This is a genomic window from Actinotalea caeni (genome assembly GCF_009733795.1).
In the GTDB taxonomy this organism is placed as follows: domain Bacteria; phylum Actinomycetota; class Actinomycetes; order Actinomycetales; family Beutenbergiaceae; genus Pseudactinotalea; species Pseudactinotalea caeni.
In genome coordinates, this window is the sequence record NZ_WNXX01000019.1 from 38,302 (window position 1) to 63,117 (window position 24,816).

Below are 24,816 nucleotides of genomic sequence, written 5' to 3' on the forward strand. Positions count from 1 at the left end.
GCCTAGGCACCCGATGCGGTGCCGAGCGCGCCGACCCGGTAGCGTCAGGGGTCATGGCACACCCGTCCCGCAGCTTCGGCTCGGTGTCGGTGGCGATGGTCACGCCGATGCACCCCGACGGCTCGATCGACATCGACAGCTCGCGCCGTCTCGCCACCCACCTCGTCGACTCCGGCTGCGACGCTCTCGTCGTCAACGGCACCACGGGCGAGTCGCCCACGACCCACACGCCGGAGAAGGACCAGCTGATCTCCGCCGTCGTCGACGAGGTCGGTGACCGGGCGATGGTCGTCGCCGGTGCGGGGTCCAACGACACCGCCCACGCCGTCCGGATCGCGGAGTCCGCCCACCGGGCCGGCGCGCACGGGCTGCTGGTCGTCACGCCGTACTACAACCGGCCCTCGCAGGAGGGTGTGTACCGCCACATGCTCGCCATCGTGGAGTCGACGCCGCTGCCGGTGATGCTCTACGACATCCCGGGGCGCACCGGCGTCGCGATCGGCGACGAGACCCTCGACCGGCTCGCCGAGCACCCGCAGGTGCGTGCGGTCAAGGACGCGACCGGCGACGTCGCCCAGGGGTTCGACCGCATGCGCCGCACCGGACTGGAGTTCTACTCCGGCGACGACACCCTCAACCTCGCTTGGCTCGTGCACGGCGCCGCGGGCGTCGTCTCGGTCGTCGGCCACCTCGTGGCCGGCTCCTACGCGGCGATGGTGAGCGCGGTCGACGACGGCGACCTCGAGACCGCGCGTGACATCTCCGCCCGCCTCGCCCCCGTGTGCGACGCGATCATGGGCGGCGGCCAGGGCGCCGTGATGGCCAAGGCCGCGCTCCAGCTGCAGGGCGTCATCGCCCACCGCACCGTCCGCTCGCCGCTGGTCGAGGCCAACGACGCCGAGCTCGCCGACCTGCGCACCGCCCTGGTGCTGCACGACCTGCTGGAGGACGCACCCCGATGAGCCGCGCCACGTCGCGGCCCGGTGCGCCTCCGACCCACCTGCCGGAGGCCCCACCCCGGTGAGCCGCGCCCTGCGCTGCCCCGGTGCGCCTCCGACCCATCTCCTGGAGGAACGTTCCCGATGAGTCACCCCCACCCCGATCTCGGGGCACCGCCGCCGCTGGCGAAGAACGCGCTGCGGGTCGTCCCGCTGGGCGGCCTCGGCGAGGTCGGCCGCAACATGACCGTGGTCGAGCACCGCGGCCGCATCCTGATCATCGACTGCGGCGTGCTGTTCCCCGAGGACAACCAGCCCGGCGTCGACCTGATCCTCCCGGACTTCTCCTACATCGCCGACCGGCTGGACGCCGTCGAGGCGATCGTCCTCACCCACGGCCACGAGGACCACATCGGCGCGGTGCCGTACCTGCTGCGGATGCGGCCCGACATCCCGCTCGTCGGCTCGAAGCTGACGCTGGCGTTCGTCGAGTCGAAGATGCGCGAGCACCGCATCACGCCGGTGCTGCGCGAGGTCCGGGAGGGCCAACGCGCGACCTTCGGCGCCTTCGAGTGCGAGTTCGTCGCGGTCAACCACTCGATCCCCGACGCGCTCGCGGTGTTCGTCCGCACACCCGCCGGCACGCTGCTGCACACCGGCGACTTCAAGATGGACCAGCTGCCGCTGGACGGCCGCATCACCGACCTGCGCGCGTTCGCCCGGCTGGGGGAGGAGGGTGTCGACCTCTTCCTCGTCGACTCCACCAACGCCGAGGTGCCGGGTTTCACGGTCTCCGAGCGCGAGATCGGCCCCGTGCTCGACCGCGTGTTCGCGCAGGCCACCGGCCGCATCGTCGTCGCCTCCTTCGCCTCGCACGTCCACCGCGTGCAGCAGGTGCTCGACGCCGCCGCCGCGCACGGCCGCCGCGTCGCCCTGGTCGGGCGGTCGATGGTGAAGAACATGGGCATCGCGGCCGACCTCGGCTACCTGCACCCGCCCGAGGGCGTGCTCATCGACCTCAAGAAGGTCGACGACCTGCCCGACGACCGCGTCGTCCTCATGAGCACGGGCTCGCAGGGCGAGCCGATGGCGGTGCTGTCGCGCATCGCGAACCGCGACCACAAGGTGTCGGTCGGCCCCGGCGACACCGTGGTGCTCGCCTCCTCGCTGATCCCCGGCAACGAGAACGCGGTGTTCCGGGTCATCAACGGCCTGATGCGGCTCGGCGCCAAGGTCGTGCACCAGAGCAACGCGCGCGTGCACGTCTCCGGGCACGCCTCCGCCGGTGAGCTGCTCTACTGCTACAACATCGTGCGACCGCGCAACGTCATGCCGGTGCACGGCGAGGTGCGGCACCTGGTCGCCAACGGTGCGCTCGCGGTGCAGACCGGGGTGCCGCCCGAGCGCGTCGCGCTCGCCGAGGACGGCGTCGTCGTCGATCTCGTCGACGGCAAGGCGAAGATCGTCGGTGCCGTGCCCTGCGGGTACGTCTACGTCGACGGGTCCTCGATCGGCGGCGTCACCGAGGCCGAGCTCAAGGACCGCCGGATCCTGGGGGAGGAGGGCTTCATCTCGATCTTCGCGGTCGTCGACTCCCAGACCGGTGCGCTGGTCGCCGGCCCGCAGCTGCACGCGCGCGGTGTCGCCGAGGACGACCAGCGGCTGGCCGAGATCGTGCCCGAGATCGAGAAGGCGCTCGCGGCCGCGACCGCCGACGGCTCCTACGACACCCACCAGCTCCAGCAGGCGATCCGACGCACCGTCGGCCGGTGGGCCTCCTCGCGGCTGCGTCGCCGGCCGATGATCATCCCGGTGGTCGTGCAGGCCTGAGCGGGAGCGGCGGCCGCGTCAGGGGCGGCTGTGCCGCAGCGCGGCCGCGTACCGCTCGGCGCGCTCGCGCTCGTCGCCCGGCAGGTGGCCGCCGAGCTCGAGACTCACCAGGCCGTGCACGAGCGCCCACAGCTCCAGTGCGCGCTCGCGCGCCGCACCCTGCGCGCCGTCGACGCCCTCCTTGCCCTGCTCGCCCTCGACGACGCGTGCGGTCGCGGCCTCCAGACGGCGGAACGTCGGCTCGGCGAGCGCGTCGTGGCCGGCTGCTGCCGGGCGGCCGAACATCGCCCGGTAGAAGTGCGGCTCGGCGAGCGCGTACTCGCGGTAGGCGAGGCCGAGCCGTAACAGGTCGCGCGCCGCGTCGTCGGTGGGCTCGACGGCGTCGAGCACCCGCCCGAACCGCGCGAACCCCTCGGCGACGACGGCGTCGAGCAGCGCCTCGCGGCCGCCGAACAGCGTGTAGACCGCCGCGGTGGTGGTGCCGGCCGCCGCCGCCACCGCGCGCAGCGAGACGCCTTCGGCGCCGGCGTCGGCCAGCGCGACGGAGGCGGCCTCCAGCAGCCGCGTACGCAGTGCGTCGTCGTACTGGCGAGGGCGGGGCATGGCGCGACCCTACCGTCTTGACGGAGTTTCCTAACAGTGTCAGGATTGGATCCTCACACTGTCAGAATCGGGGGCGACGACCTCGGAGGAAGCGATGATCGAGCTCAGCGACGCGGCGCGCACGACGGCGGGGATCGCCCTGGTCGCCGCGACGACGGTCGCCACCGGCGGCCGGCTGCTCTACACGATCGTGGTCGGCAGGCTCGCCGCGACCGACTTCCAGAAGGCGTTCTTCCGCGCGGGTCACGCCCACGCCGGTGTGTTCATCGTGCTCGGGCTCCTGTGCCTGCTGCTGACCGAGGCCACCTCCTTGACCGGCGCCTGGCAGTGGCTCGCGCGCAGCGGCGTGCTCGTCGCCGCGATCGTCATGCCGATGGGGTTCTTCTTCTCGGCGATCGGCACCGGTCGCACGAGCCCGAACCGCTGGGTGGTGCTCCTCGGGGTCGGCGCCGCCTTCCTGGTCGCCGGCCTGCTCACGGCCGGGATCGGCCTGCTGACCGCCTGAGCCGGACCCCCGGGTCTGAGCAGGCGGCGTCGCGCGTCCTCGCCTAGCGTGGCCGCATGACCACCGTGACGTCCCGTGACCGCCTGCGCCAGATCGTCGTGACCGTCAGCGAGGTGGCGTGCCTCGCCGGCACCCTCGTCGGCACCGGGCTGATCGGCACCCGTGTCGAGGAGAGCGCCGGCGGCGCCCTGTCCGACGAGGCGACACCGTTGGCCCCGGCGGGCCCGGCCTTCTCGATCTGGTCGGTGATCTACCTCGGCCTGCTCGCCTACACCGTCTGGCAGTGGTTCCCCGCGAACGCCGCCACCGAGCGGACGCGGCGCACCGGGTGGCTGGTCGCGGTCTCGATGCTCCTCAACGCGACCTGGCTGCTCGTCACGCAGCAGGGCTGGATCTGGCCGAGCGTCGTCGTCATCGCCGTCCTCATGGTCGTGCTCGGTGTCGCGCTGGTGCGGCTGAGCGAGCACCCGGCGCGCACGCCCCTGGAGCGGGTCGTCGTCGACGGCACCGTGGGCCTCTACACCGGCTGGGTCGCCGTCGCGACGTGCGCGAACACCGCCGCCGCGCTCGCGGCCTCGGGCGTCGAGATCGACGGCGTGGCCGCCGACGTGCTCGGTGTCGCCGTGCTCGCCGCGGCCGTCGTCGTGGCCGCGCTGCTGGCGCGCCGCGCGGGTGGCCGCATCGCTCTCGCCCTGGCGATGGTGTGGGGCCTGGTGTGGATCGCCGTCGGCCGGCTCGCCGACGAGCCGTCCTCGACCGTCATCGGGCTCGCGGCGATCGTCGCCGCGCTCGCGGTGGTCGCGATCGTGCTGCTGCGACGGCGGCAGCCAGGCGGGGTGCCGGCCACGGCCTGAACCCCGACGCCTCGAGAACGCTCGCGCGCTCCGCGACCGGGTGCAGCTGCACCGCGGCGACGCTGCTCCGGATCCGCCCCAGGCGGGTGTCGCTCCAGGCCGGGGGCGGCGGCGGATGGTTGAGTGGAACCCGTCAGGTGTGCCTGCCGACACGCCTGGGTAGGAGGCCACAGACACGATGGCGACCCGTACGTCTTCCCCCGCACGGAGCGCCGCACCAGGACGCAAGAAGACCACGACGAACGCCGCCAGGGCGTCGTCGGGCTCGTCGCGACCCGGTCAGCGCAAGACCAGCAGCCGCACGCCGGCGCGCCCGGACCGGCCCGCGCTGCCCGTGCGCATCCTCAAGGGCATCTGGATGGGAGCAGCGCACGTGGCCGGTGGCACCGCCCGCAGCGTCGGGAGCAGCGCGAAGGGTCTCGACCCCGCGCACCGCCGCGACGGCGCGGCGTTCCTGCTGCTCGCCCTCGCCGTCGTCGTCGCCGTCCGCGAGTGGTTCGGGCTCTCCGGCGCCGCGGGCGAGATCATCCACGCCGCGATCGCGGGCGCGCTCGGCATCCTGGGCATCATCGTGCCGCTGCTGCTGCTGTTCTTCGCGGTGCGGCTGATGCGCCACCCGGACCGTCCCGAGGTCAACGGCCGCATGGCGATCGGCTTCACGGCGATCCTCACCGCGGTCGCGGGCATCGTCGCGGTCGCCTCCGGGCTCCCGGACCCGCCGGACTGGCAGGGCGTGTTCGACGCGGGCGGCCTGCTGGGCTGGGTCGCCGCCAACCCGCTCTCCACGGCGCTCACGCCGTACGTGACCGTGCCGGTCATGGTGCTGCTGGGCGTGTTCGGCCTGCTCGTGCTCACCGCGACCCCGGTCGCCGCGATCCCGCGCCGGTTCCGGCAGGCCGTCGACTGGATCTCCGGCAACGACGTCGAGGACGAGACCGACACCGCCGAGCCCGACCAGCCCGCGCAGGTCGAGGCCCGCCCGGCCAGGAAGCCGCGCAAGCGCAAGGCCGACACCGCCCCCGCCGTCGAGGACGGCGGTTTCCGTGGCGACGAGGCGTTCGAGCGTCCCGAGGACCGCGAGGTGCCGACCGACGTCACCGGGCTCACCGAGGTGCTCGAGGCCGCCCCCGGCAAGGAGGAGCTGGCGCCGCCGCCGACCAAGCCGCTGCCGCAGCGGGCCGAGCAGCTCACGCTCGCGCCCGATCTCGTCTACACGCTGCCCAGCGACGAGGTGCTCGCGCACGGCACCCCGCACAAGACCCGCTCGCCCGCCAACGACCGCGTCGTCGAGGCGCTGACGGCGGTGCTCACCGACTTCGACGTCGACGCCCAGGTCACCGGGTTCACCCGCGGGCCGACGGTCACGCGCTACGAGGTCGAGCTCGGCCCCGGCGTCAAGGTCGAGCGCGTGACGGCGCTGAGCAAGAACATCGCCTACGCGGTGGCGAGCGCCGACGTCCGGATCCTCTCGCCGATCCCCGGCAAGAAGGCGATCGGCATCGAGATCCCCAACGCCGACCGCGAGACGGTCGCGCTGGGCGACGTGCTGCGCAGCGCCCCGGCGCGGCGCAACGAGCACCCGATGGTCATCGGCGTCGGCAAGGACGTCGAGGGCGGCTACGTCGTCGCGAACCTCGCGAAGATGCCGCACATCCTCGTCGCGGGCGCCACGGGCGCCGGCAAGTCGAGCTTCGTCAACTCGATGATCACCTCGATCATGATGCGCGCGACGCCCGAGGAGGTGCGGATGGTGCTGGTCGACCCCAAGCGGGTCGAGCTGACCATCTACGAGGGCATCCCGCACCTGATCACGCCGATCATCACCAACCCGAAGAAGGCCGCCGAGGCGCTCGACTGGGTCGTGCGCGAGATGGACGCCCGCTACGACGACCTGGCGCAGTTCGGCTACAAGCACATCGACGACTTCAATGCGGCGATCCGGGCGGGCAAGGTCAAGCCGCTCGAGAACTCCGAGCGCGTGCTCACGCCCTACCCGTACCTGCTGGTGATCGTCGACGAGCTCGCCGACCTCATGATGGTCGCGCCGCGCGACGTCGAGGCGTCGATCCAGCGCATCACGCAGCTCGCGCGCGCGGCCGGCATCCACCTGGTGCTCGCGACGCAGCGGCCGAGCGTCGACGTCGTCACCGGGCTGATCAAGGCCAACGTGCCGTCGCGGCTGGCGTTCGCGACGTCGTCGCTCGCCGACTCCCGCGTGGTGCTCGACCAGCCCGGCGCCGAGAAGCTCATCGGCCAGGGTGACGCGCTGTTCCTCCCGATGGGCGCGAGCAAGCCGATGCGGGTGCAGGGCGCGTGGGTGAGCGAGTCCGAGGTGCACGCGGTCGTCCAGCACGTCAAGGAGCAGATGAAGCCGACGTACCGTGACGACGTCACGGTCGCGGCGACGAAGAAGCAGGTCGACGAGGACATCGGCGACGACCTCGAGCTGCTCATCCAGGCGGCCGAGCTCGTCATCTCGACGCAGTTCGGGTCGACCTCGATGCTGCAGCGCAAGCTGCGCGTCGGGTTCGCGAAGGCCGGGCGGCTCATGGACCTGCTGGAGTCGCGCGAGATCGTCGGTCCCTCGGAGGGGTCGAAGGCCCGCGACGTGCTCGTGCAGCCCGACGACCTCGCCGCGACGCTGGCGATGCTGCGCGGTGACGGTCCGGGCCCGAGCCGTGGCGACGACGCCGACGACGACCCGCTCGCTCCCGAGGGGGTCGAGGAGGCCGTCGACTACCACGACGGCGACGACGACTCCGAGGACGCCTGGAGCCTCACCGACCGCGGGTGAGCGTGCCGACGGCCTGACGCCACGCCGCGGGCAGGCGGATACTCCTCGCAGGAGCGGCGGTGACCGCTCGCCGAAGGAGCACGTCATGGCGTTCGTCGACCTGCCCGATCCCGAGGACCTGACCGGCGCCGGCGCGCAGGTCGTCGCCGACGACCGCGCGGCGATGGGGTACGTCCCCGCCTACGACCTGGTCTTCGGCCAGCGGCCCGAGGTGCACCACGCGTGGGAGGGCCTCGCGGGCGCGGTGCGGTCCGCGGCGGGGCCGCGCCGCTACCACCTGGCCACGCTCGGCGCCGCGCGCGGGCTGCGGTCGAGCTACTGCTCGCTCGCGCACGGCAAGGTCCTCGCCGAGCGGGTGGTCGGGGAGGCCGGGCTGCGGCGGCTCCTCGACGGCGAGGAGGGCGACGGCGTGGACGCGACCGACCTCGCGGTCGTCGCCTTCGCCGAGAAGGTGGGGCGCGGCGGTGCCGACGTCACCGCCGACGACGTCGCCGCGCTGCGGTCGGCCGGTCTCGACGACGGCGAGGTCGTCGACGTCGTGCTCGCCGCCGCTGCCCGGTGCTTCTTCAGCACGGTCCTCGACGCGCTCGGCCTCCAGCCCGACGCCGCGCTCGGCCGCGCGGTCCCCGCCTCGGTGCGCGACGACCTGGTCGTGGGGAGGCCGGTCGCGGAGGCGTGACCGCTCAGTCCACCCGGGGGAGCACCTCGGGGCGGTCGCCGGTCGGGGTGGAGGGCGTGTCCAGCAGCGGGAACTCCGCGCCGGTCGAGTCCGCCATGATCGCCTCGACCTCGGCGAGCCGCTGCCGCAGCGTGCCCTCCGACAGCTGCAGGATGCCCGGGCGCTCGCCGTCGACGAGGTCGAGGAGCGGGTAGGCGCGCTGCTGGCCCACCCGGTCGACCGTGATCGGGGTCCAGCCCATGTCCGTGACGCGCGCCGGGCCGTCCACCGGCTTGGTGACGGTCGCCGTCATGAACAGACCGGTCGCGGTCTGGCCGATGCAGCAGTTCGAGTCCTGGTTGGAGATGAAGTTCCCGAGCGACCAGGCGACCCACATGCCCGACCCGTCCGGGCCGCCGTCGAGCAGCGCGTAGGGCTGCGGCACGTGCGGGTGGGTGCCGACGACCAGGTCGATCTGGCCCGACTCCGCCAGCGCCTGCGCCATCGCCTCCTGCTCGACGTTGGGCGCCAGCTGGTACTCGACGCCCCAGTGGATGGTCGCGACCACGAGGTCCGCGCCCGCCTCGCGCGCAGCGGTCGCCTGCGCGATCAGGCTGCTGGGGTCGTAGTCGCCCGGGTTCATGATGTCCGGGCTGAACGCCGAGACCACCCAGGGGGTGTCCGCGGGGATCGGGATGCCGTTGGTGCCGTAGGTGCCGCCGATCTGCGCGACCGTGATCGTCTGGCCGCCGCGCTCGAGCACGTAGAGCTGCGGTGCGTCCGCCTCCTCCTGCGACCGCGCCGAGCCGGCGTGTCCGAGACCCTCCTCGTCGAACACGTCGAGCGTGTACATCGCGTTGTCGGCACCGCGGTCCAGCGTGTGGTTGGTCCCGGTCGAGCAGCCCTCGTAGCCGAGATCGACCAGGTTGCCCACCAGCTCGCTCGGGGCCCCGAAGCTCGGGTAGCCCGACGGCGTCTCGCCCGGCATCGACAGCGGCACCTCGAAGTTGCACAGCATGAGGTCGACGCCCTCGCTCCAGGGGCGGGTCGCCTCGAGCATCGGGCGGAAGTCGTAGCCCGACCCGCCGGCGTCGTCGCGTGCGGTGCGGATGGGGGTGTCGTGCGGCAGCACGTCGCCGACGGCGCCGATCGTGAAGACGGCGTCCTCGGCCTCGGGCGTCGCCGGCTCGCTCGGCTCCTCGGACGGTTCCTCGGTCACCGGTGGCGTCGTGGGCGCGGCCGTCGCGGTCGGGCTCGGCTCCGCACCGGGGCGCCACGGCGACAGCGCCGCCAGCGCGGCGACGCCGCCGGCGAGCACGAGCAGCAGCACGAGCGTCATCGGCAGCCGTGCCGCGGGCGGGACGTGGGTCAGGCTCCGGGCCCGGCGACGTCGGCGGCGGGCAGGCGGCTGCGACACGGACGCGAGTCTAGGTCGTCGCGGGCACCCGCCGTCCACCCCCGTCGGGGTCGGCGCCGCCCGTTCCTGCCGCTAGCCTGGAGAGGTGTCTGAGCGAGAGGTGGCGGCACCGCCGTCGGTGTGGAACCTCCCCAACGCTCTCACCATGCTCCGCATCCTGCTGGTGCCCGTGGTCGGCGTGCTGCTGTGGCAGCAGACGACGACGTCGCGCATCTGGGCGACCGCCGCGTTCGTGCTCGCCGCCCTCACCGACCGCTGGGACGGCCAGATCGCCCGCAAGCGCGGCCTGATCACCCGGTTCGGCACGATGGCCGACACCTTCGCCGACAAGGCGCTGGTGATCGCCGCCGTCGTGCTGCTGTCGATGATCGGTGAGCTCGGCTGGTGGGTGACGATCGTCATCACGGTGCGCGAGATCGGCATCGCGATCCTCAAGGGTGCGCTGTCGCGCAGGCACCTCATGGCACCCTCGCGCGGCGGCAAGCTCAAGGCCGTGCTCCAGATGGTCGGGCTCTCGGTGCTGCTGCCCGACTGGGTCGGGCTGCTCGGCGCCACGGTGGGTGGCTGGGTGCACACGCTCGGCCTCGTCATCGTCTACGCCGCCGTGCTCGTCGCCGTCGTCACCGCGCTCGACTACGTCATGAAGGCCTGGCGCATCGTGCGCACGGGCGACGCACCGGGGGACTGAGCCCGTGGCCGGCCCCGACGACGTCGTCGCGGCGCTCGCGCGCGCCGGCCTGACCGTCGCGGTCGCCGAGTCCCTCACCGGGGGAGCGCTGACGTCGCACCTCGTCGGCGTGCCCGGCGCGTCGGCGGTCGTGCGCGGCGGGGTCGTCGCCTACGCGACCGATCTCAAGGGCGCGCTGCTCGGCGTCGACGCCGCCCTGCTCGAGGCGCGCGGACCCGTCGCCCCCGACGTCGCCCGGCAGATGGCCGACGGCGTCCGGCACCGGCTCGGGGCCGCCGTCGGTCTCGCGACCACCGGCGTCGCGGGTCCGTACACGCAGCACGGGCAGCCCGTCGGGACGGTCTTCGTGGCCGTCACGACGGCGGGCCGCACCGCGGTCCGCGGGCTGCGGATGGCCGGCAGCCGCGACGCGCTGCGCACCGCGACCGTCCTCGTCGCCACCGCGCTGCTGCGCGCGACCGTGCTGCCGGAGGCGGGCTGAGGGGGCGCCGGGGAACATCCCGGGCGGTCGAGGCGTTGTGCCTGTCGATGATGAAGAACACGCTGCCGCGGCGATACGCGGGCAGCCTGCGTCCCGTCCCGCGGGCGTTGGATGCCGTCCGAAACCCCACCGTCACAGCGGCGGGGTACCGTAGGACCAACGGATCGGCCGCACCGGCAGGTCGGCGCAAGCAGAAGACGAGTCAGAAGCAGTCGCGAGGGGAGGGCAGACCGATGATCGTGCTCCGTCAGCAGATCGGGGACGTGCTCCGTGCTGCCCGCCAGCGCCAGGGCAAGACGTTGCGGGAGATCTCCTCCGCCGCCCGTGTCTCGCTCGGCTACCTGTCCGAGGTCGAGCGGGGTCAGAAGGAGGCCTCCTCCGAGCTGCTCTTCGCGATCTGCGACGCGCTCGACCTCCCGGTCTCGGTCGTGCTGCGCGAGGTCTCCGACCGGGTCGCCCTGCTCGAGGGCATCACGATCCCCGACGTGCTCCCGCCCGACTTCACCACGCGCACCGACGAACTCGCCAGCGTCCGCTAGCGCGGCTGGCACCTCGGGCACCAGAACGTCACGCGATCCGTCGGCGGGCGTCCGAGCCTGCCCTCCCGGATCGGGGTTCCGCAGCGACGGCACTCCCGGTCCGCGCGCCCGTACGCGTGCGTGTCACGCCCGGGCCGCGGGTCGCCGGTGGCGGTCATCGTGCGCGCGTCCGCGCTGCGCCGCATGAGGAACGCCGCCGTCCGCATCACCGCCTCCGGGTCCTCCACCTCGGCTGCCGGCCGCCACGGGTTGATCTGCAGCGTCCACAGCGTCTCGGCGACGTAGACGGTCCCGATGCCCGCCGCGACCGTCTGGTCGAGCAGCACCTCGCCGACGGCACGCCCGCCCTGCGCGCGCAGGTTCGCCGCCGCGGTCGCGACGTCGACGTCGTCGGCCATGAGGTCCGGCCCGAGGTGCCCCACGACCGTGTGCTCCGCCTCGGTGGGCACCAGGTCGACCATCCCGAGCGAGATGCCCGCACACGTCCAGCGCGCGGTCGCGAGCACGACCCGCACCGTGTGCCGGCGCCACGGCTCCGGCGGCGTCACCGTCCGCCGGATCTGCCACGTGCCCTCCATCCGCAGGTGGGTGTGCAGGGTGCGGCCGTCGTCGAGCCGGGTGAGCAGGTGCTTGCCGTGGCTGACGGTCTCCAGCACCCGGCGCCCCGTGAGGTCGTAGCCCGCGACGCTCGGCCACCGCAGCTCGGCGCGCACCAGCGGCCCGTCCGCGAGCGCCTGCGTCAGGCGCCGCGCGGTGCGCAGGACGACATCACCCTCGGGCATCTCAGCTGCGCAGCCGCAGCCCGCGCGGCGTCGCGATGAACCCGGCTCCGGTGAGCGCGTCGGTCAGCGGGGAGGCGTAGGCGAGGGCGGATCCGCCGTCGGCCCGGCTGACCGTGAACCGCCCCAGCGCACCGGCGCGTGCGTGCCTGGCCAGCTCCTCCGCGGCGATCGCGAGCAGCCCCGGTTCCGCGGTGAACGACAGCAGCGTCTTCGCGCCGCGCTCGAGGTACAGCACCGGCTCGCCCGCCACGAGCACGACGCTCGCGCCCACCTTCCGGCCGGGTCGGTGACCGCTGCGCTCCTCGACGACGCCCACCGGCTCGGGCCACGGCAGCGCGGCACCGTAGGGGTTGGCGGGGTCGGTCGCGGCCAGCAGCATCGCCGGTGCGGTCGCGACGTCGCGCGCGTCGGAGCGCAGCGCCTCGACGGCGTCCGGCAGCGCGAACTGCGCGGCGCCGAGGCCCTCGACGAAGTAGCCGCGCCGCACCTGGCCGTTCTCCTCGGCGCGCGACAGCACCGTGTAGACCGTGGAGAACCCGCCGGCCAGCGTCTCGGGGACGGTGCCGCGCACGACGACGCCGTCGCGGTCGAGCAGCGACAGCGCGCGGGCGGTGCGTCGGCGGCCGTCGTCGGCGCGTGCTCCCACGAGGCTCCAGCGGCCGACCGCCTCCGGCGGCGTCGCCGTCACGGTCGTCGTGCCACCGCCGAGAGCCGCGGTCCGCAGCGCGGTCGTGCGCAGCGAGCGCGCTCGCGGTCGCCGGGGCACCCGGGTCCCGGGCCGTGGCGCCACGCCGAGCCGCGCGCGCAGCGGCGCGAGCGTGTCGTTGGTGACCCAGCCGGCCCACACGAGCTCCCACAGCGCCTCGACGACGTCGGACCCCGACGGCGCGAGGTCGCCCTGCCAGGTCGATCGCACGTGCTCGACGACGTCGCGGGCGAACCGGCCACCGCCCGGTCCGAGCGCGTCCAGCACCGCCTCGTGCACCTCGGTGAGGGTGAGCTCGCCGAGGTCGGGGGCCAGGTCGGCGACGGCGTCGGCCGGCAGCAGCGTGACCCAGCCGTCGGAGCCCGGCCCGGACCCGGCGCCGACCCACACCACCTCGCCTGCTCCGGTCAGCTCGTCGAGCATGTCGGGCCGGTAGTCGCGCACCCGCGCCGGCAGGATGAGGCTCTCCAGCGCGGACGCGGCGACCGGGGTGCCGGCGAGGGCGTCGACCGCAGCGAGGACGCCGTCGACCCCGCGCAGCCGCCCGACGTGGTGCCAGCGCGGCAGGAACACCCCGAGCGCGGCGGGCGGCACCGCCTCCACCTCCGCGCGCAGCGCGGCGAGCGAGCGGCGTCTGATGCGGCGCAGCACGTCGGCGTCGCAGAAGTCCGGGCCCGGCAGCGCCGCGCTCTCGGGCGTGTGCGCGTCGGCGGGTCGCAGCGTCCCGGAGGCGAGGAGCCCGCGGTCGGCCAGCCCCGTGAGCACGGGCAGCACCGCACCGACGCCGAGGCCGAACCGCGCCGCGACCTCGCCCGCGCGGAACGGTCCGTGCGTGCGGGCGTGCCGTCGCACGAGGTCGGTGAGCGCGTCCGGCACCGGCTCCAGCAGCGCCTCGGGGAGCCCCACCGGCAGCGCCACCCCGAGCGCGTCGCGCAGCCGCCCGGCGTCCTCGACGACCGCCCACTGCTGCTCGCCGGCGACCCGTACCGGGATCACCCGGCGCGCCGAGGCCAGGTCGATCAGCCAGCCCTCGACGGCCTCGGGGTCGACCGCCCGCGCCGCGAGCTCCGCCGTCGGCACCGGCCCGAGCAGCCGCACGAGGTCGAGCACGCCCTCCGCGTCCTTCGCCCGGATGCCCTCGGTCCGCAGCCCGACCTCCGCCTCGACCGAGGCGAGCGCACCGACGTCGAGCAGGTCGGCGACGTCGGTCAGCCCCTCGCCGAGCAGGTCCGACAGCAGCGTGGGGTCGAGCGTGAGCGCCGCCGCGCGCCGTTCCGCCAGCGGGGCGTCGCCCTCGTAGAGGAACTGCGCGACGTAGGAGAACAGCAGCGACTGCGCGAACGGCGACGGGGACGGCGTCGTGACCTCCACGACCCGCACCCGCCGCGCCCGGACGTCGGACATCAGGCGCTCCAGCGCGGGCACGTCGAAGTCGTCCTGCAGGCACTCCCGCACCGCCTCCAGCACCACCGGGAACTCGGGGTAGGAGGAGGCGACGGAGAGCAGCTGCGCGGCGCGCTGCCGCTGCTGCCACAGCGGCTGGCGGCGGTCGGGCCGGCGGCGGGGCAGCAGCAGCGAGCGGGCCGCCGCCTCCCGGAACCGTGCCGCGAAGTGGGCGGAGCCGCTCAGCGCCGCGACCACCTCGCCGCGCAGCGTCTCGGGGTCGAGCAGCAGGTCGTCGGCGCCGAGGTCACCCGCGCCCGGTGCGTCCTGGCGCCCCTCCTCGTCGTTCTCGGCCTGCCAGGCGGTGTCGAGCCCCCACGCCGACTCGGTGTCCGGCAGCCGCAGCACGATGCCGTCGTCGGAGTGCATCGCCGCGACGTCCATGCCGTACCGGTCGCGCAGCCGGGCACCGAGCACGAGCGACCACGGAGCGTGCACCGCCGCGCCGTACGGCGAGTGGATGACGACGCGCCAGTCGCCCAGCTCGTCGCGGAACCGCTCGACGACGAGCACCTTGTCGGTCGCGAGCCGTCCCGCGGTCTCCTCCTGCTCGCGCATGTAGGTCAGCAGGTTGTCGCGCGCCCAGTCGTCCAGCCCCCAGCCGTCGAGCGCCTCGGGCGCGAACCGGGCCTGCTCGACCTCGCGCATCATCGCGCCCATCGCCGCACCGAGCTCGGCGGGCCGCGCGGGCGCATCGCCCTTCCAGAAGGGCAGCCGCCCGGGCAGGCCGGGCGCGGGGGAGACCAGCACCCGGTCGGGCGTGATGTCCTCGATGCGCCAGGTCGAGGAGCCGAGCGTGAAGGTGTCGCCCACGCGCGACTCGTAGACCATCTCCTCGTCGAGCTCGCCGACGCGGCGGTTGCCCGACGCGGCGGCGCCGTCGCCGCCGACCACGTAGACGCCGTACAGGCCGCGGTCGGGGATCGTGCCGCCGCTCGTGGCGGCCAGGCGCAGCGCTCCCGGGCGGCCGCTGACGACGTCGGCGACGCGGTCCCACACGATCCGTGGGCGCAGCTCGGCGAAGTCCTCGCTCGGGTAGCGGCCGGCGAGCATGTCGAGCACCGCGTGCACGACGGCGTCGCTCACCTGCGCGAACGGGCTCGCCCGCCGCACGAGGCGCAGCAGGGCGGGGACCTCCCACTCCTGCGTCGCGACCATCGCGACCACCTGCTGCGCGAGCACGTCCAGCGGGTTGGCGGGCACCGTGATCGACTCGATGTGCCCCTCGCGCGCCCGCACCGACGACGTCGCGGCCGCCAGCAGGTCGCCCCGGTGGGTCGGCAGCACGACGCCGTGCGAGACCGCGCCGACCTGGTGGCCGGCGCGACCGATGCGTTGCAGCGCGCTCGCGACCGACGGCGGCGACCCGACCTGGACGACCAGGTCGACCGCACCCATGTCGATGCCGAGCTCGAGCGAGCTCGTCGCGACGACCGCCCTGAGCGTGCCGGCCTTGAGCGCCGACTCGATGCTGGTGCGCTGCTCGCGGCTCATCGAGCCGTGGTGCGCACGCGCGATGACGGCCTCCGCGGGCACCGGCATCCCCGCACCGGACTGCGCGGTCACCTGCGCCGGCCACGTGCTGCCGGGATCCAGGGGCTCAGCGGTCTCCGTCGTCGACTCGCCCTCGCCCGCGGCCTCGGCGAGCCGGGCCGCCTGCACCTCGTTGATCCGCGCCGTCAGCCGCTCGGCGCTGCGGCGCGAGTTGGTGAACACGATCGTCGAGCGGTGGGAGGTGATCAGGTCGACGACCCGCTCGGTCACGTGCGGCCAGATCGACCCGCTCGGCGGCTCGTCGGAGACGAGCGGACCTGCCGCGGCGCCCGAGAGATCGGGCTCGCCCGACCCGTCGCGACCCGGCGCGGGCGCGCTCGGGATGTCGGCGAGGTCGGGCACCGGCACGACGACGTCGATGCGCAGCTCCTTGCTCGAGGGCGGCTGCACCACGCGCGTGGTGCGGCCGCCGTCGGACAACGGGCGGGCACCGGAGAGGAACGAGGCGACGGTCTCGACCGGCCGCACGGTCGCGGACAGCCCGACCCGCTGCGCCGGCCGGTCGAGCAGGTCGTCGAGACGTTCGAGCGACAGCGCCAGGTGAGCGCCCCGCTTGGAGCCCGCCAGCGCGTGGATCTCGTCGACGATGACCGTCTCGACGCCGGCCAGGCCGGCACGAGCGGCGGAGGTGAGCACCAGGAACAGCGACTCCGGCGTCGTGATGAGGACGTCGGGCGGCTTGGTCGCGAAGGTGCGGCGCTCGTTCGGCGGGGTGTCGCCCGTGCGCACCCCGACCCGCACGTCGGCGACAGGCACGCCCTGCGCCGTCGCCGCGGCGGTGATGCCCACCAGCGGCGACCGGAGGTTCCGCTCGACGTCGGCCGCCAGCGCCTTCAGGGGCGAGACGTACAGCACGCGGCAGCGCCGCTGCGGGTCCTCGGGGGGCGGCTCGGTCAGCAACCGGTCGATCGCCGCGAGGAACGCCGCGAGCGTCTTGCCGGACCCGGTGGGCGCGACGACCAGCGCGTGCTCGCCCGAGGCGATCGCCTCCCACGCGCCCGCCTGCGCCTGCGTGGGCGCGTCGAACGCGCCCTCGAACCACGCGCGGGTGGGCGCCGAGAAGGGCGCCAGCGGGTCCGCGGAGGCGCCGGTCGATGTCATCGACCCATTCTCACCTGCGGCGCCGACACGACGGGTGCGGTATCACCCCCGACGGCCGCGCCCTCCTTCCGGGTACACGAACCACGACGGGGTGGGGACCCGAACGCCCTGCCCTCAGGGAGGAACGACCATGCACGAGCACGAGCTCTTCGACGCGGAGGCGACGGCGGTACCAAGCGAGCTGCAGGGGCTCACCGACGCGCTCGCGACGGCCGAGGACAAGTTCCTCGACAAGCCCAACGTCGTCGGCGTGGCGCTCGGCCACAAGATCACCGACGGCGTCATGTCCGACACGCCCAGCATCATGGTGCTGGTCAGTCACAAGGTGCCCGCGGACATGCTGCGACCTGCGGACCGTGTCACCAAGACGGTCGACAACACGCCGACCGACGTCCTGGAGGTCGGCCACCTGGTGGCCGGCGGCGAGGCACCGGCGGAGCCGCTGCGCGCCGTCGACGCCCAGACGCTCGCCAGCCGCGTGAGGCCGGTGCGCCCCGGCTACAGCGTGGGGCACCCGAAGGTGACGGCCGGCACGATCGGGGCGGGCTGCTACGACATCGCGCCGCTGCCGGGCATGCCGCCGCGCTACTACGTCCTCAGCAACAACCACGTCCTCGCCAACAGCAACGACGCGCAGATCGGCGACCCGGTCTACCAGCCGGGCGTGTTCGACGGCGGTGGCCCGGCCGACGCGATCGGTCGGCTCGCGCGTTACGTGCCGATCCGGTTCGACGGCACGTGCAACTACGTCGACGCCGCGATCGCCGAGGTGCCGTTCGACACGATCGACCGCGACATCTACTGGTCCGGCTACCCGACGACGGCGGCGACCGCCGCGCCGGTCGGGCAGCTGGTGAAGAAGACGGGCCGCACGACCCACTTCACGACCGGGCGGGTGACGGCGGTGAACGCGACGGTCAACGTGGGCTACGGCGGCGGCAAGGTCGCCCGGTTCTGCAACCAGATCATCACGACCACCATGTCGGCCGGCGGCGACAGCGGGTCGCTGGTGCTCGACTGGGAGAACCGCCCGGTCGGGCTGCTGTTCGCGGGCTCGGCGGTGGCGACGATCCTCAACCCGATCGCGACCGTGCAGGTGGCGCTCGGGGTGCGGCTGTGGCCGTGAGCCGGGCCTGACCCGCGGCGACGCCGGGGATCAGCCGGGAGGCGGGTCCCCGGCGTCCTGCGCCTGGATCGGCCCCGACGTCACGACCTGGACCGGCAGCCCGTTGACCTCGCGCGGCAGGTCGGGGGCGTGGGGCCCGGCGTGCACGACGACGCACGGCCGGCCGTCGTCGGTGCTCCCCAGCCCGACGGCGTGCACCTCGCGACCCACCCAGTCGGCGGCCTGCGCCAGCGCCGCGCGCTGCTGCTCGTCCATCGGGGTCGTGGCCGCGCCCGACAGCCCGTCGTCGGGCCCCGGGGGACCTGCTGCGGCGTCCTCGCCCATCCGCCCAATGTACGCCTCGCCGCGCGGCGAGGTCGGTCGATCCGCCTAGGCTCGTCCCGTGAAGCACTCGGAGCTGCGAGCGGCCATGGAGGCGGCGTTCGGCGCGCGCGCGACGTCGGTGGCGGCCGACCTCGTGCTGGGTGCCCTCGACCACCGCACGGCGGAGCAGGCGCTCGCGGACGGCGAGCCGCCCGGTGCCGTGTGGGCGGCGATCTGCGAGGCCCAGGACCTGCCGGACGACCTGCGCTGGCACCACCGGCGCGACCACCGCCGTCGGCGCTGAGGCGCTCGCCCTAGGCTGACCCGCATGGCGATCCTCCACAAGGCCACCCTGACCCCGACCAAGGCCGAGCTCGTCGCCGCCTGGCTGCCCGAGCAGGACTGGTACGACGGCGTCGTACCGCCGCGGCCGCGGCGGGTGGCGACGTTCCGCCTCGACGACCCCGCGGGCGAGGTCGGGCTGGAGACCCTGCTCGTCGACACCGGCGACGAGCGCCTGTGGCAGCTGGCGTTCTCCTACCGCGCCGAGCCGCTCGAGGGCGGTGCGGAGCACCTGGTCGGCACGCTCGAGCACTCGGTGCTCGGCACGCGCTACGTCTACGACGCGGTCGGCGACCCGGTCTACCTCGAGGTGCTGCGGCGTACCGTCGTCGGGGCGGGGCGCGAGGCCGACCTGGTGCGCGACCTCGGCGACGGCACGACCGAGCCGGTCGAGAAGACGATGACGGTGCGGGGCACCGGTGGCGAGGGCGTCGACGTCGTGCTGGAGCGGCTGCCGCAGCCGGTGGCCGACGGCGACCTGGAGGAGGGGTCGGCGGCGCTGGTCGGCGAGCTGCCGGGCCGTGCGCCGGTCGTGCTCGCCCGCCTGGTGTAAATCCGTTGGACCACGAATTGCTAGCACGCTAGCCTGCGGCGCATGAACGACGACGCCCCGCTGATCCAGGCGGTCGGGCGGCGCAAGACCTACGGCGCCTTCACGGCCGTCGACGGGATCGACGTCGAGGTGGCGCCGGGAGAGTCGTTCGGGTTCCTCGGCCCCAACGGCGCCGGCAAGACGTCGACGATGCGGATCATCGCGTGCACGTCACCGGCGACCGGCGGCACGGTCCGCGTGCTCGGCATGGACCCGGCGACCGACGCCAGCCGCATCAAGGCGCAGCTCGGGGTGGTCCCGCAGGAGGACACGCTCGACAACGACCTCACGGTCACCGAGAACCTCCTGGTCTACGGCCGCTACTTCGGGCTGCCGCGCGCCACCGTGCGGGAGCGCGCCGCGGAGCTGCTCGAGTTCGCCCAGCTGGTCGACAAGCGCGACGAGCTCGTCGAGAACCTCTCGGGCGGCATGAAGCGGCGGCTGACGATCGCGCGCGGGCTCATCAACACCCCCAGGATCCTGCTGCTCGACGAGCCGACCACCGGCCTGGACCCGCAGGCGCGCCACATCCTGTGGGACCGGCTGTTCCGGCTCAAGCGCGAGGGCGTCACCCTCGTGCTGACGACCCATTACATGGACGAGGCGGAGCAGCTGTGCGACCGACTGGTCGTCATGGACTCCGGGCGCATCGTGGCCGAGGGGTCGCCGCGCGCGCTGATCCGCGAGCACGCCTCGCGGGAGGTGCTCGAGCTGCGCTTCGACGTCGCCGACCACGCCGAGCGTGCCGACGACGTCGCCGGGATCGGGCGCGTCGAGGTGCTGGCCGACCGGCTGCTGCTCTACGTCGAGGACGGCGACGCCGCGCTCGAGCAGGTGACCGCGCGCGGCGTGCACCCGATGTCCTCCCTGGTCCGCCGCGCCTCGCTGGAGGACGTCTTCCTCCGGCTGACGGGACGGAGCCTCATCGAGTGACGACGACCGCGACACCCGTGCGCACCGCCGTCGGCCACGCCGCCGGCGGCGGCTGGCGCGCCGTCCTCGGCTACTGGATGGCGGTGTACCGACGGATCTGGAAGGGCACGCTGATCTCGTCGTTCCTGGCGCCGCTCGCCTACCTCGCGGGCATGGGGCTGGGGCTGGGCGCGCTCGTCGACTCCGGCGAGCGCACCGCCCTCGGCGTGCCCTACGTCGCCTTCGTCGCCACCGGGCTGCTGGCCGCCCAGGCGATGCAGACCGGCGTCGCCGAGACGACGTTCCCGGTGATGGGCGCGATCCGCTGGCGCCGCACCTACCAGGCGATGCTCGCGACGCCGCTGCGCGAGGAGGACCTCGTGCGCGGGCACGTCGCGTACGTGACGATCCGGCTCGCCATCGTGTGCGGGGTCTTCGCGGTCGTTGCGACGGCGCTCGGCGCGATGTCGGGCTGGGGCGTGCTCGCAGCGGTGCCGGCCGCGATGCTGTGCGGGCTCGCGTTCGCGATGCCGGTCTACTGCTACTCCTGCCTCGTGCGGTCGGAGCAGGGCTACAACGTGCTGAGCCGGTTCGTCATCATGCCGCTGTTCCTGTTCTCGGGGACGTTCTTCCCGATCGCCCAGCTGCCGGGCTGGCTGCAGGCGGTCGCGTGGGTGTCCCCGCTCACCCACGCCGGGGCGCTCACGCGTGCGCTCGGGCTCGGCCAGGGCTCGCCGCTGTGGCTCGACGGCGGTGCCTTCCTCCTGCACACCTGCTACCTGCTGCTGTGGGCGGTCGGCGGCTACGCGGTCGCGGTGCGGGCGCTGCGGCACCGGATGACGGCATGAGCGCGCCGACGGTCACCGCCCGACGGTCTCGGCCTCGACTGCCGTTCCCGATCGCGTTCGCGATGCCGCTGGCGCTGGTCGAGCGCAACGCGCGTGCCGGCAAGCACTACTGGCTCACGATCGTCTCCGGGTTCTTCGAGCCGGTCTTCTACCTGTTCGCGATGGGCGTCGGGATCGGCGCGCTCGTCGGCACGGTCGAGGTCGACGGCCGGGCGCTTCCCTACGCGGTGTTCGTCGCCCCCGCGCTGATGGCGACCTCGGCGATGAACGGCGCGGTCTACGACTCGACGCAGAACGTGTTCTGGAAGCTGCGCTTCGCCAAGCTCTACGACACCGTCCTCAGCACCCCGATGCGCCCGGTCGACGTCGCCGTCGGCGAGATCTCCTGGGCGTTGCTGCGCGGCCTGCTGTACTCGACCGCGTTCCTGGCGGTCGCGTGGGCCGCCGGGTTCGTCACGAGCCCGTGGGCGCTGCTGGCGATCCCCGCGTGCACGCTGATCGGGCTCGCCTTCGCCTCGGTGGGGATGGCGGTGACGACGTGGATGACCAGCTGGACGCACCTGGAGTACGTGCAGCTGGCGCTGCTGCCGATGTTCCTGTTCTCCGCGACCTTCTTCCCGCTGAGCACCTACCCGGAGGGCCTGCAGTGGGTCGTGCGGGCGACGCCGCTCTACCACGGGGTCGACCTGGTGCGAGGGCTGATGACGGGGGACCTCCACGCCGGGCTGCTCGTTCACGTCGCCTACCTGCTGGTGCTCGGCGCGGTCGGTGTCGCGGTGACCGCGCGGCGGATCGAGCGGCTGCTGCTGAGCTGAGCCCCGCCGTCAGCCCAGGATCGTGTCGAACACCGCGGGGTCGACCTGCACCCAGATCGCCCGCGCCTGCGCGAGAAGCTCGCCGTCGGCGCTCCACAGCGCGGTCGAGGTCCAGCTGCGGCGCCCCTCGGCGCGGTCGAGCCGGCCGGTGACGACGCAGGCCTGCTCTGGCAGCGGCACGTGCGCGACGTGCGCGGTCATCGTGCCCAGCACCATCGGCCGCTCGAGCAGCTCGCTCGCCCAGCCGCCGGGGCAGTCGAGCGCCGCCCACACCCACGGCTCGCCGACGCGCGACCCGTCGAGGGCGTCCGCGGGCCGCCACACGCACGCGGTGAGACCGGGCGCGAGCCGGCCCGGCGTCAGTCGCAGGCCGTCGCCGGGCTCACGGGCCGGGCCGCACACGAAGCACCGCGGGAACGGGTGCCGCTCGGGCGCGACGTAGTGCGCCGCCGTCGCCGCGGCGGCGTCGAGGGACACGAACGGCACCGGGTCGCCGTCCAGCGGTGCCGCCGCGGTCGCGCTCGCGACGACCGTGCCGCCGTCGACCAGCGACGCGATCGGGGTGCGCAGCGCGTCGCCGTCGTCGGTCGCCGCCTCGACGGTGACGTCGAGCGGCCGGTCCAGCGGCGGTGGCGCCGACAGCCGGACCGTCACCGGGCCCTCGTTGCCGGTCGCGGCGCGCAGCGCCCGCGCCAGCAGGCCGGCGGTCCAGCCGCCGTTGCCGGAGGTCGAGGGGCCGCAGAACCTGCGCTCGATCGTGATCGTCATGGGTTCATGGTGGCGCAGCGGGCGGGTGCGTGCGGCGGGACCGACGCCCCGGACGGGGCTGGCCCTGGACGCCGCGGGGGTGCACGCTGAGGGCATGGCCACCGCACGGCAGGTCGAGATCCGCGACGGCGTCGAGCTGAGCAGCCTCGACACGCCCCTCTTCGACGGCGCCGACGCCACCAAGCGCGACCTGGTCGACTACCTCGACGCGGTCGCGGAGCCGATCCTGCGCGAGCTGGCCGGTCGGCCGCTGTCGGTCGTCAAGGCCCGGCCGCGGCAGCAGCCGTTCATGCAGAAGAACCTGCCGGAGCACGCGCCTGACTTCGTGCGTCGCGCCGTCGTGTGGTCCGACGCCGGCCGCCGCGAGATCCACTACCCGGTGTGCGAGGACCGTCGCACGCTCCTGTGGCTCGCGAACCAGCGTGCGGTGGAGTACCACCCGACGGTGATGCTGCCCGACCTCGACGTCGCCGAGGGGGAGCGGGTCGACGTGCTCGCGGGGCGCGTCACGCACCTCGTGCTCGACATCGACCCGCCGGAGGGCGGTGGTTTCGACCAGGCGGTCGCCGCGGCGCTGCTGGTGCGCGAGGCGCTCGCGGGCGCCGACCTCGCCGGCGCGGTCAAGACGTCGGGCTCCAAGGGTGTGCACGTGATCGTCCCCGTGCGCGACCTCGCGCCGCCCGACGCCGCGGCGGCGACCCGTGCGCTCGCCGCCCGGGCCGAGCGCCTCGACCCCGACGTCGCGACCACCGCCTACATCAAGGCCGACCGCGGCGGGAAGGTGTTCCTCGACTCCACCCGCTCAGGCGGCGCCTCGCTCGCGTGCGCCTACAGCCCGCGGGCGCGCCCCGGGACACCCGTCTCGTGGCCGGTGGGCTGGGACGACCTGCCCGACGTCGTGCCCGCCGACTTCACGGTCCGCTCCGCACCCGCCCTGCTCGACGGCGACCCCTGGGCCACGATGCTGCCCGCGCCGCAGCGCGTGCCCGACGACGTCGTCGCCGAGGGTCACGAGATCCCGGTGGCCCGGGTGGCCGCCATGCACGAGGGCAAGCGCCGCAAGCGGGCAGCCGAGCAGGGGTGACGCCGTCGGGCGTCAGACCGGGTCGAAGTACGGCGCGCAGCGCGGAAGGTGGGGCACGGCTCTCTCCTGTCGGGACCGCGCCAGGGTGGTGCGCCACCCTTCGGGAAACCTTCGGGTCCTGGAGTCGGCCGGCGAGCTCGTACGTCCGTGCCGAGCTCGTAGCGTGCACCGTACGAGCTGGGTGCGGGGGTACGAGGTCGCGTGGCGTCGAGCGCCTGCCGGGGCGGGCGGGGAGGCCTGTGCGCCCGGTGTCGAACATCCCACGTCCGGGACGCAGCCAGCCGGCGAGCTCGTGTGCCCGGTGTCGAACATCCCACCTCCGGGACGCAGCCAGCCGGCGAGCTCGTACGTTCGTGCCGAGCTCGTAGCGTGCACCGTACGAGCCCGGCACGGGGGTACGAGCTCGCGTGAGCGAGGCGGTGCTCAGCCGGTGCCGAGGAGGTCGTACAAGGGCACGGGGGTCTTGCCGAGCTCGAGCATCGCCGCCCGGTAGTCGGCGTAGTGGCGCCGCACCTGCCCGTGCCGCCGGTCGGCGTGCAGCGCCCGGAGCAGGCCGCTGTGCGCGGGCTCGTCGTACGGGTCCACCGCGACCAGGCCCAGGTGCCAGGGCACCGCGGCGGCGGGGCGCCCGTCGTCGAGCAGCGCCTGCGCGAGCGCGCGTCGCACGCCGTCGCGCAGCACCGCCAGCCGTCCGAGCACCCGCACCTGCACCTCGGCGCTCGGTTCCGGGCCGAGCACCCGCAGCGGGCCCGCGACCCGGGTGGCGGCGTCGGAGACGCCGAGCGCACGCAACCAGCGGCGGGCGTCGCGCTCGCCGTCGCGGTCGCGCCGCACCCGCGCGAGCAGCAGCGCGTTGACGCCCGCGCCGATGCTGTTCCCGACGCCGTCCCACAGCGCGGCGGCCTCGGCGAGCCGCGCTGCGGCGCCGGCGGGCTCGGCGAGTGCGTGCAGCTGCAGCGCCTCGACCTGCCCCGCGGGGTCGCGACGACGCCCGGCCTCGTCCTCGGCGTCGCGCGCGTGTCGGACCGCCGCAGCGGTGTCGCCGGCGTCGAGCGCGAGCCAGCCGGCGGCGAGCCGCGCGCCGACGTCGCCGAGCGCGGCCGGCGTGCGCAGGCACCGGGACAGCGCCTCGC

General features: G+C 74.3%; 23 protein-coding genes. 16 read left to right on the top strand and 7 right to left on the bottom strand.

The window, feature by feature from the left end:
- The first annotated feature begins 53 nt into the window (after nt 1–53).
- Both dapA and GPA02_RS14870 read left to right on the top strand, forming a co-directional pair.
- Nucleotides 54–962, top strand: a complete 909-nt coding sequence (dapA, locus tag GPA02_RS14865) for a 4-hydroxy-tetrahydrodipicolinate synthase (protein WP_156201036.1) — start codon at nt 54–56, stop codon at nt 960–962.
- 120 nt (nt 963–1,082) lie between these two features.
- The gene (locus GPA02_RS14870; protein WP_156201039.1) at nt 1,083–2,768 is read left to right on the top strand and encodes a ribonuclease J; all 1,686 of its coding nucleotides are present in this window, start codon (nt 1,083–1,085) and stop codon (nt 2,766–2,768) included.
- Nucleotides 2,769–2,786: 18 nt separating this feature from the next.
- On the opposite strand, the gene GPA02_RS14875 is transcribed toward GPA02_RS14870, so the two are convergent.
- The gene (locus tag GPA02_RS14875; RefSeq protein WP_156201042.1) at nt 2,787–3,371 is read right to left on the bottom strand and encodes a TetR-like C-terminal domain-containing protein; all 585 of its coding nucleotides are present in this window, start codon (nt 3,369–3,371) and stop codon (nt 2,787–2,789) included.
- 94 nt (nt 3,372–3,465) lie between these two features.
- Between GPA02_RS14875 and GPA02_RS14880 the strand changes: the two genes are divergently transcribed.
- The 4 genes from GPA02_RS14880 (at nt 3,466) to GPA02_RS14895 (ending at nt 8,203) form a co-directional block, all read left to right on the top strand.
- Nucleotides 3,466–3,876 (top strand): hypothetical protein, encoded by a 411-nt coding sequence (locus tag GPA02_RS14880; protein WP_156201045.1) that lies wholly within the window; start codon nt 3,466–3,468, stop codon nt 3,874–3,876.
- Nucleotides 3,877–3,932: 56 nt separating this feature from the next.
- Nucleotides 3,933–4,730, top strand: a complete 798-nt coding sequence (locus tag GPA02_RS14885) for a tryptophan-rich sensory protein (protein WP_156201048.1) — start codon at nt 3,933–3,935, stop codon at nt 4,728–4,730.
- Nucleotides 4,731–4,908: 178 nt separating this feature from the next.
- Nucleotides 4,909–7,524: an FtsK/SpoIIIE family DNA translocase gene (locus GPA02_RS14890; protein ID WP_156201051.1), complete on the top strand. Its 2,616-nt coding sequence runs from the start codon at nt 4,909–4,911 to the stop codon at nt 7,522–7,524.
- Between the two features lie 85 nt (nt 7,525–7,609).
- Nucleotides 7,610–8,203 (top strand): carboxymuconolactone decarboxylase family protein, encoded by a 594-nt coding sequence (locus GPA02_RS14895; protein ID WP_156201054.1) that lies wholly within the window; start codon nt 7,610–7,612, stop codon nt 8,201–8,203.
- A gap of 4 nt (nt 8,204–8,207) precedes the next feature.
- Here the strand turns inward: GPA02_RS14895 and GPA02_RS14900 are convergent, their stop codons facing one another.
- A complete protein-coding gene (locus GPA02_RS14900) occupies nt 8,208–9,599 on the bottom strand; it encodes a CapA family protein (protein WP_240134073.1) in 1,392 nt (463 codons plus the stop codon).
- Between the two features lie 85 nt (nt 9,600–9,684).
- On the opposite strand from GPA02_RS14900, the gene GPA02_RS14905 reads away from it, so the two are divergent.
- The 3 genes from GPA02_RS14905 (at nt 9,685) to GPA02_RS14915 (ending at nt 11,307) form a co-directional block, all read left to right on the top strand.
- Nucleotides 9,685–10,287: a CDP-alcohol phosphatidyltransferase family protein gene (locus tag GPA02_RS14905; protein WP_240134074.1), complete on the top strand. Its 603-nt coding sequence runs from the start codon at nt 9,685–9,687 to the stop codon at nt 10,285–10,287.
- A 4-nt stretch (nt 10,288–10,291) separates the two neighbouring features.
- Nucleotides 10,292–10,768, top strand: a complete 477-nt coding sequence (locus tag GPA02_RS14910; RefSeq protein WP_156201059.1) for a CinA family protein — start codon at nt 10,292–10,294, stop codon at nt 10,766–10,768.
- Nucleotides 10,769–11,001: 233 nt separating this feature from the next.
- Nucleotides 11,002–11,307, top strand: coding sequence for a helix-turn-helix domain-containing protein (locus GPA02_RS14915; protein WP_156201062.1), 306 nt, complete (start codon nt 11,002–11,004; stop codon nt 11,305–11,307).
- Here GPA02_RS14915 and GPA02_RS14920 read toward each other — a convergent pair.
- Entirely contained in the window at nt 11,304–12,089 is a 786-nt protein-coding gene (locus tag GPA02_RS14920) for an Fpg/Nei family DNA glycosylase (RefSeq protein ID WP_156201065.1), read from the bottom strand. The two genes, GPA02_RS14915 and GPA02_RS14920, sit on opposite strands and share 4 nt — an antisense overlap.
- Before the next feature lies 1 nt (nt 12,090).
- On the bottom strand, nt 12,091–16,893 hold the full coding sequence (locus tag GPA02_RS14925; RefSeq protein ID WP_156201068.1) for a DEAD/DEAH box helicase: 4,803 nt from the start codon (nt 16,891–16,893) through the stop codon (nt 12,091–12,093).
- Nucleotides 16,894–17,023: 130 nt separating this feature from the next.
- Between GPA02_RS14925 and GPA02_RS14930 the strand changes: the two genes are divergently transcribed.
- Entirely contained in the window at nt 17,024–18,019 is a 996-nt protein-coding gene (locus tag GPA02_RS14930) for a trypsin-like peptidase domain-containing protein (RefSeq protein WP_156201071.1), read from the top strand.
- A gap of 30 nt (nt 18,020–18,049) precedes the next feature.
- Here the strand turns inward: GPA02_RS14930 and GPA02_RS14935 are convergent, their stop codons facing one another.
- Nucleotides 18,050–18,343: a hypothetical protein gene (locus GPA02_RS14935; protein WP_156201073.1), complete on the bottom strand. Its 294-nt coding sequence runs from the start codon at nt 18,341–18,343 to the stop codon at nt 18,050–18,052.
- Between the two features lie 58 nt (nt 18,344–18,401).
- On the opposite strand from GPA02_RS14935, the gene GPA02_RS14940 reads away from it, so the two are divergent.
- Genes GPA02_RS14940 through GPA02_RS14960 form a run of 5 tightly spaced genes read left to right on the top strand, consistent with a single transcriptional unit; the run spans nt 18,402 to nt 21,831 of the window.
- Nucleotides 18,402–18,626 (top strand): DUF3046 domain-containing protein, encoded by a 225-nt coding sequence (locus GPA02_RS14940; protein ID WP_156201076.1) that lies wholly within the window; start codon nt 18,402–18,404, stop codon nt 18,624–18,626.
- A 24-nt stretch (nt 18,627–18,650) separates the two neighbouring features.
- The gene (locus tag GPA02_RS14945) at nt 18,651–19,217 is read left to right on the top strand and encodes a CG0192-related protein (protein ID WP_156201078.1); all 567 of its coding nucleotides are present in this window, start codon (nt 18,651–18,653) and stop codon (nt 19,215–19,217) included.
- A gap of 42 nt (nt 19,218–19,259) precedes the next feature.
- The gene (locus GPA02_RS14950) at nt 19,260–20,189 is read left to right on the top strand and encodes an ABC transporter ATP-binding protein (RefSeq protein WP_156201081.1); all 930 of its coding nucleotides are present in this window, start codon (nt 19,260–19,262) and stop codon (nt 20,187–20,189) included.
- Nucleotides 20,186–21,016 carry an ABC transporter permease gene (locus GPA02_RS14955; protein WP_156201084.1) on the top strand — a complete coding sequence of 277 codons (831 nt, stop codon included), beginning with the start codon at nt 20,186–20,188 and terminating at the stop codon, nt 21,014–21,016. The genes GPA02_RS14950 and GPA02_RS14955 overlap by 4 nt, the downstream gene beginning before the upstream one ends.
- On the top strand, nt 21,013–21,831 hold the full coding sequence (locus GPA02_RS14960; RefSeq protein WP_240134075.1) for an ABC transporter permease: 819 nt from the start codon (nt 21,013–21,015) through the stop codon (nt 21,829–21,831). The genes GPA02_RS14955 and GPA02_RS14960 overlap by 4 nt, the downstream gene beginning before the upstream one ends.
- A gap of 9 nt (nt 21,832–21,840) precedes the next feature.
- Here the strand turns inward: GPA02_RS14960 and GPA02_RS14965 are convergent, their stop codons facing one another.
- A complete protein-coding gene (locus tag GPA02_RS14965; protein ID WP_204986635.1) occupies nt 21,841–22,599 on the bottom strand; it encodes a hypothetical protein in 759 nt (252 codons plus the stop codon).
- Between the two features lie 94 nt (nt 22,600–22,693).
- Here GPA02_RS14965 and GPA02_RS14970 point away from each other — a divergent pair, with 94 nt between their 5' ends.
- The gene (locus GPA02_RS14970) at nt 22,694–23,683 is read left to right on the top strand and encodes a DNA polymerase domain-containing protein (RefSeq protein WP_156201087.1); all 990 of its coding nucleotides are present in this window, start codon (nt 22,694–22,696) and stop codon (nt 23,681–23,683) included.
- Between the two features lie 423 nt (nt 23,684–24,106).
- Here the strand turns inward: GPA02_RS14970 and GPA02_RS14975 are convergent.
- Nucleotides 24,107–24,816, bottom strand: a 710-nt coding sequence (locus GPA02_RS14975; protein WP_204986636.1) for a BTAD domain-containing putative transcriptional regulator, incomplete at its 5' end; no start/stop codon positions are given.

Bases quoted from the DNA above. Each gene is read 5' to 3' on its own strand.
- dapA (WP_156201036.1), top strand. From the start codon at position 54: ATGGCACACCCGTCCCGCAGCTTCGGCTCGGTGTCGGTGGCGATGGTC.
- GPA02_RS14870 (WP_156201039.1), top strand. From the start codon at position 1,083: ATGAGTCACCCCCACCCCGATCTCGGGGCACCGCCGCCGCTGGCGAAG.
- GPA02_RS14875 (WP_156201042.1), bottom strand. From the start codon at position 3,371: ATGCCCCGCCCTCGCCAGTACGACGACGCACTGCGTACGCGGCTGCTG.
- GPA02_RS14880 (WP_156201045.1), top strand. From the start codon at position 3,466: ATGATCGAGCTCAGCGACGCGGCGCGCACGACGGCGGGGATCGCCCTG.
- GPA02_RS14885 (WP_156201048.1), top strand. From the start codon at position 3,933: ATGACCACCGTGACGTCCCGTGACCGCCTGCGCCAGATCGTCGTGACC.
- GPA02_RS14890 (WP_156201051.1), top strand. From the start codon at position 4,909: ATGGCGACCCGTACGTCTTCCCCCGCACGGAGCGCCGCACCAGGACGC.
- GPA02_RS14895 (WP_156201054.1), top strand. From the start codon at position 7,610: ATGGCGTTCGTCGACCTGCCCGATCCCGAGGACCTGACCGGCGCCGGC.
- GPA02_RS14915 (WP_156201062.1), top strand. From the start codon at position 11,002: ATGATCGTGCTCCGTCAGCAGATCGGGGACGTGCTCCGTGCTGCCCGC.
- GPA02_RS14920 (WP_156201065.1), bottom strand. From the start codon at position 12,089: ATGCCCGAGGGTGATGTCGTCCTGCGCACCGCGCGGCGCCTGACGCAG.
- GPA02_RS14925 (WP_156201068.1), bottom strand. From the start codon at position 16,893: ATGACATCGACCGGCGCCTCCGCGGACCCGCTGGCGCCCTTCTCGGCG.
- GPA02_RS14930 (WP_156201071.1), top strand. From the start codon at position 17,024: ATGCACGAGCACGAGCTCTTCGACGCGGAGGCGACGGCGGTACCAAGC.
- GPA02_RS14935 (WP_156201073.1), bottom strand. From the start codon at position 18,343: ATGGGCGAGGACGCCGCAGCAGGTCCCCCGGGGCCCGACGACGGGCTG.
- GPA02_RS14945 (WP_156201078.1), top strand. From the start codon at position 18,651: ATGGCGATCCTCCACAAGGCCACCCTGACCCCGACCAAGGCCGAGCTC.
- GPA02_RS14950 (WP_156201081.1), top strand. From the start codon at position 19,260: ATGAACGACGACGCCCCGCTGATCCAGGCGGTCGGGCGGCGCAAGACC.
- GPA02_RS14960 (WP_240134075.1), top strand. From the start codon at position 21,013: ATGAGCGCGCCGACGGTCACCGCCCGACGGTCTCGGCCTCGACTGCCG.
- GPA02_RS14965 (WP_204986635.1), bottom strand. From the start codon at position 22,599: ATGACGATCACGATCGAGCGCAGGTTCTGCGGCCCCTCGACCTCCGGC.
- GPA02_RS14970 (WP_156201087.1), top strand. From the start codon at position 22,694: ATGGCCACCGCACGGCAGGTCGAGATCCGCGACGGCGTCGAGCTGAGC.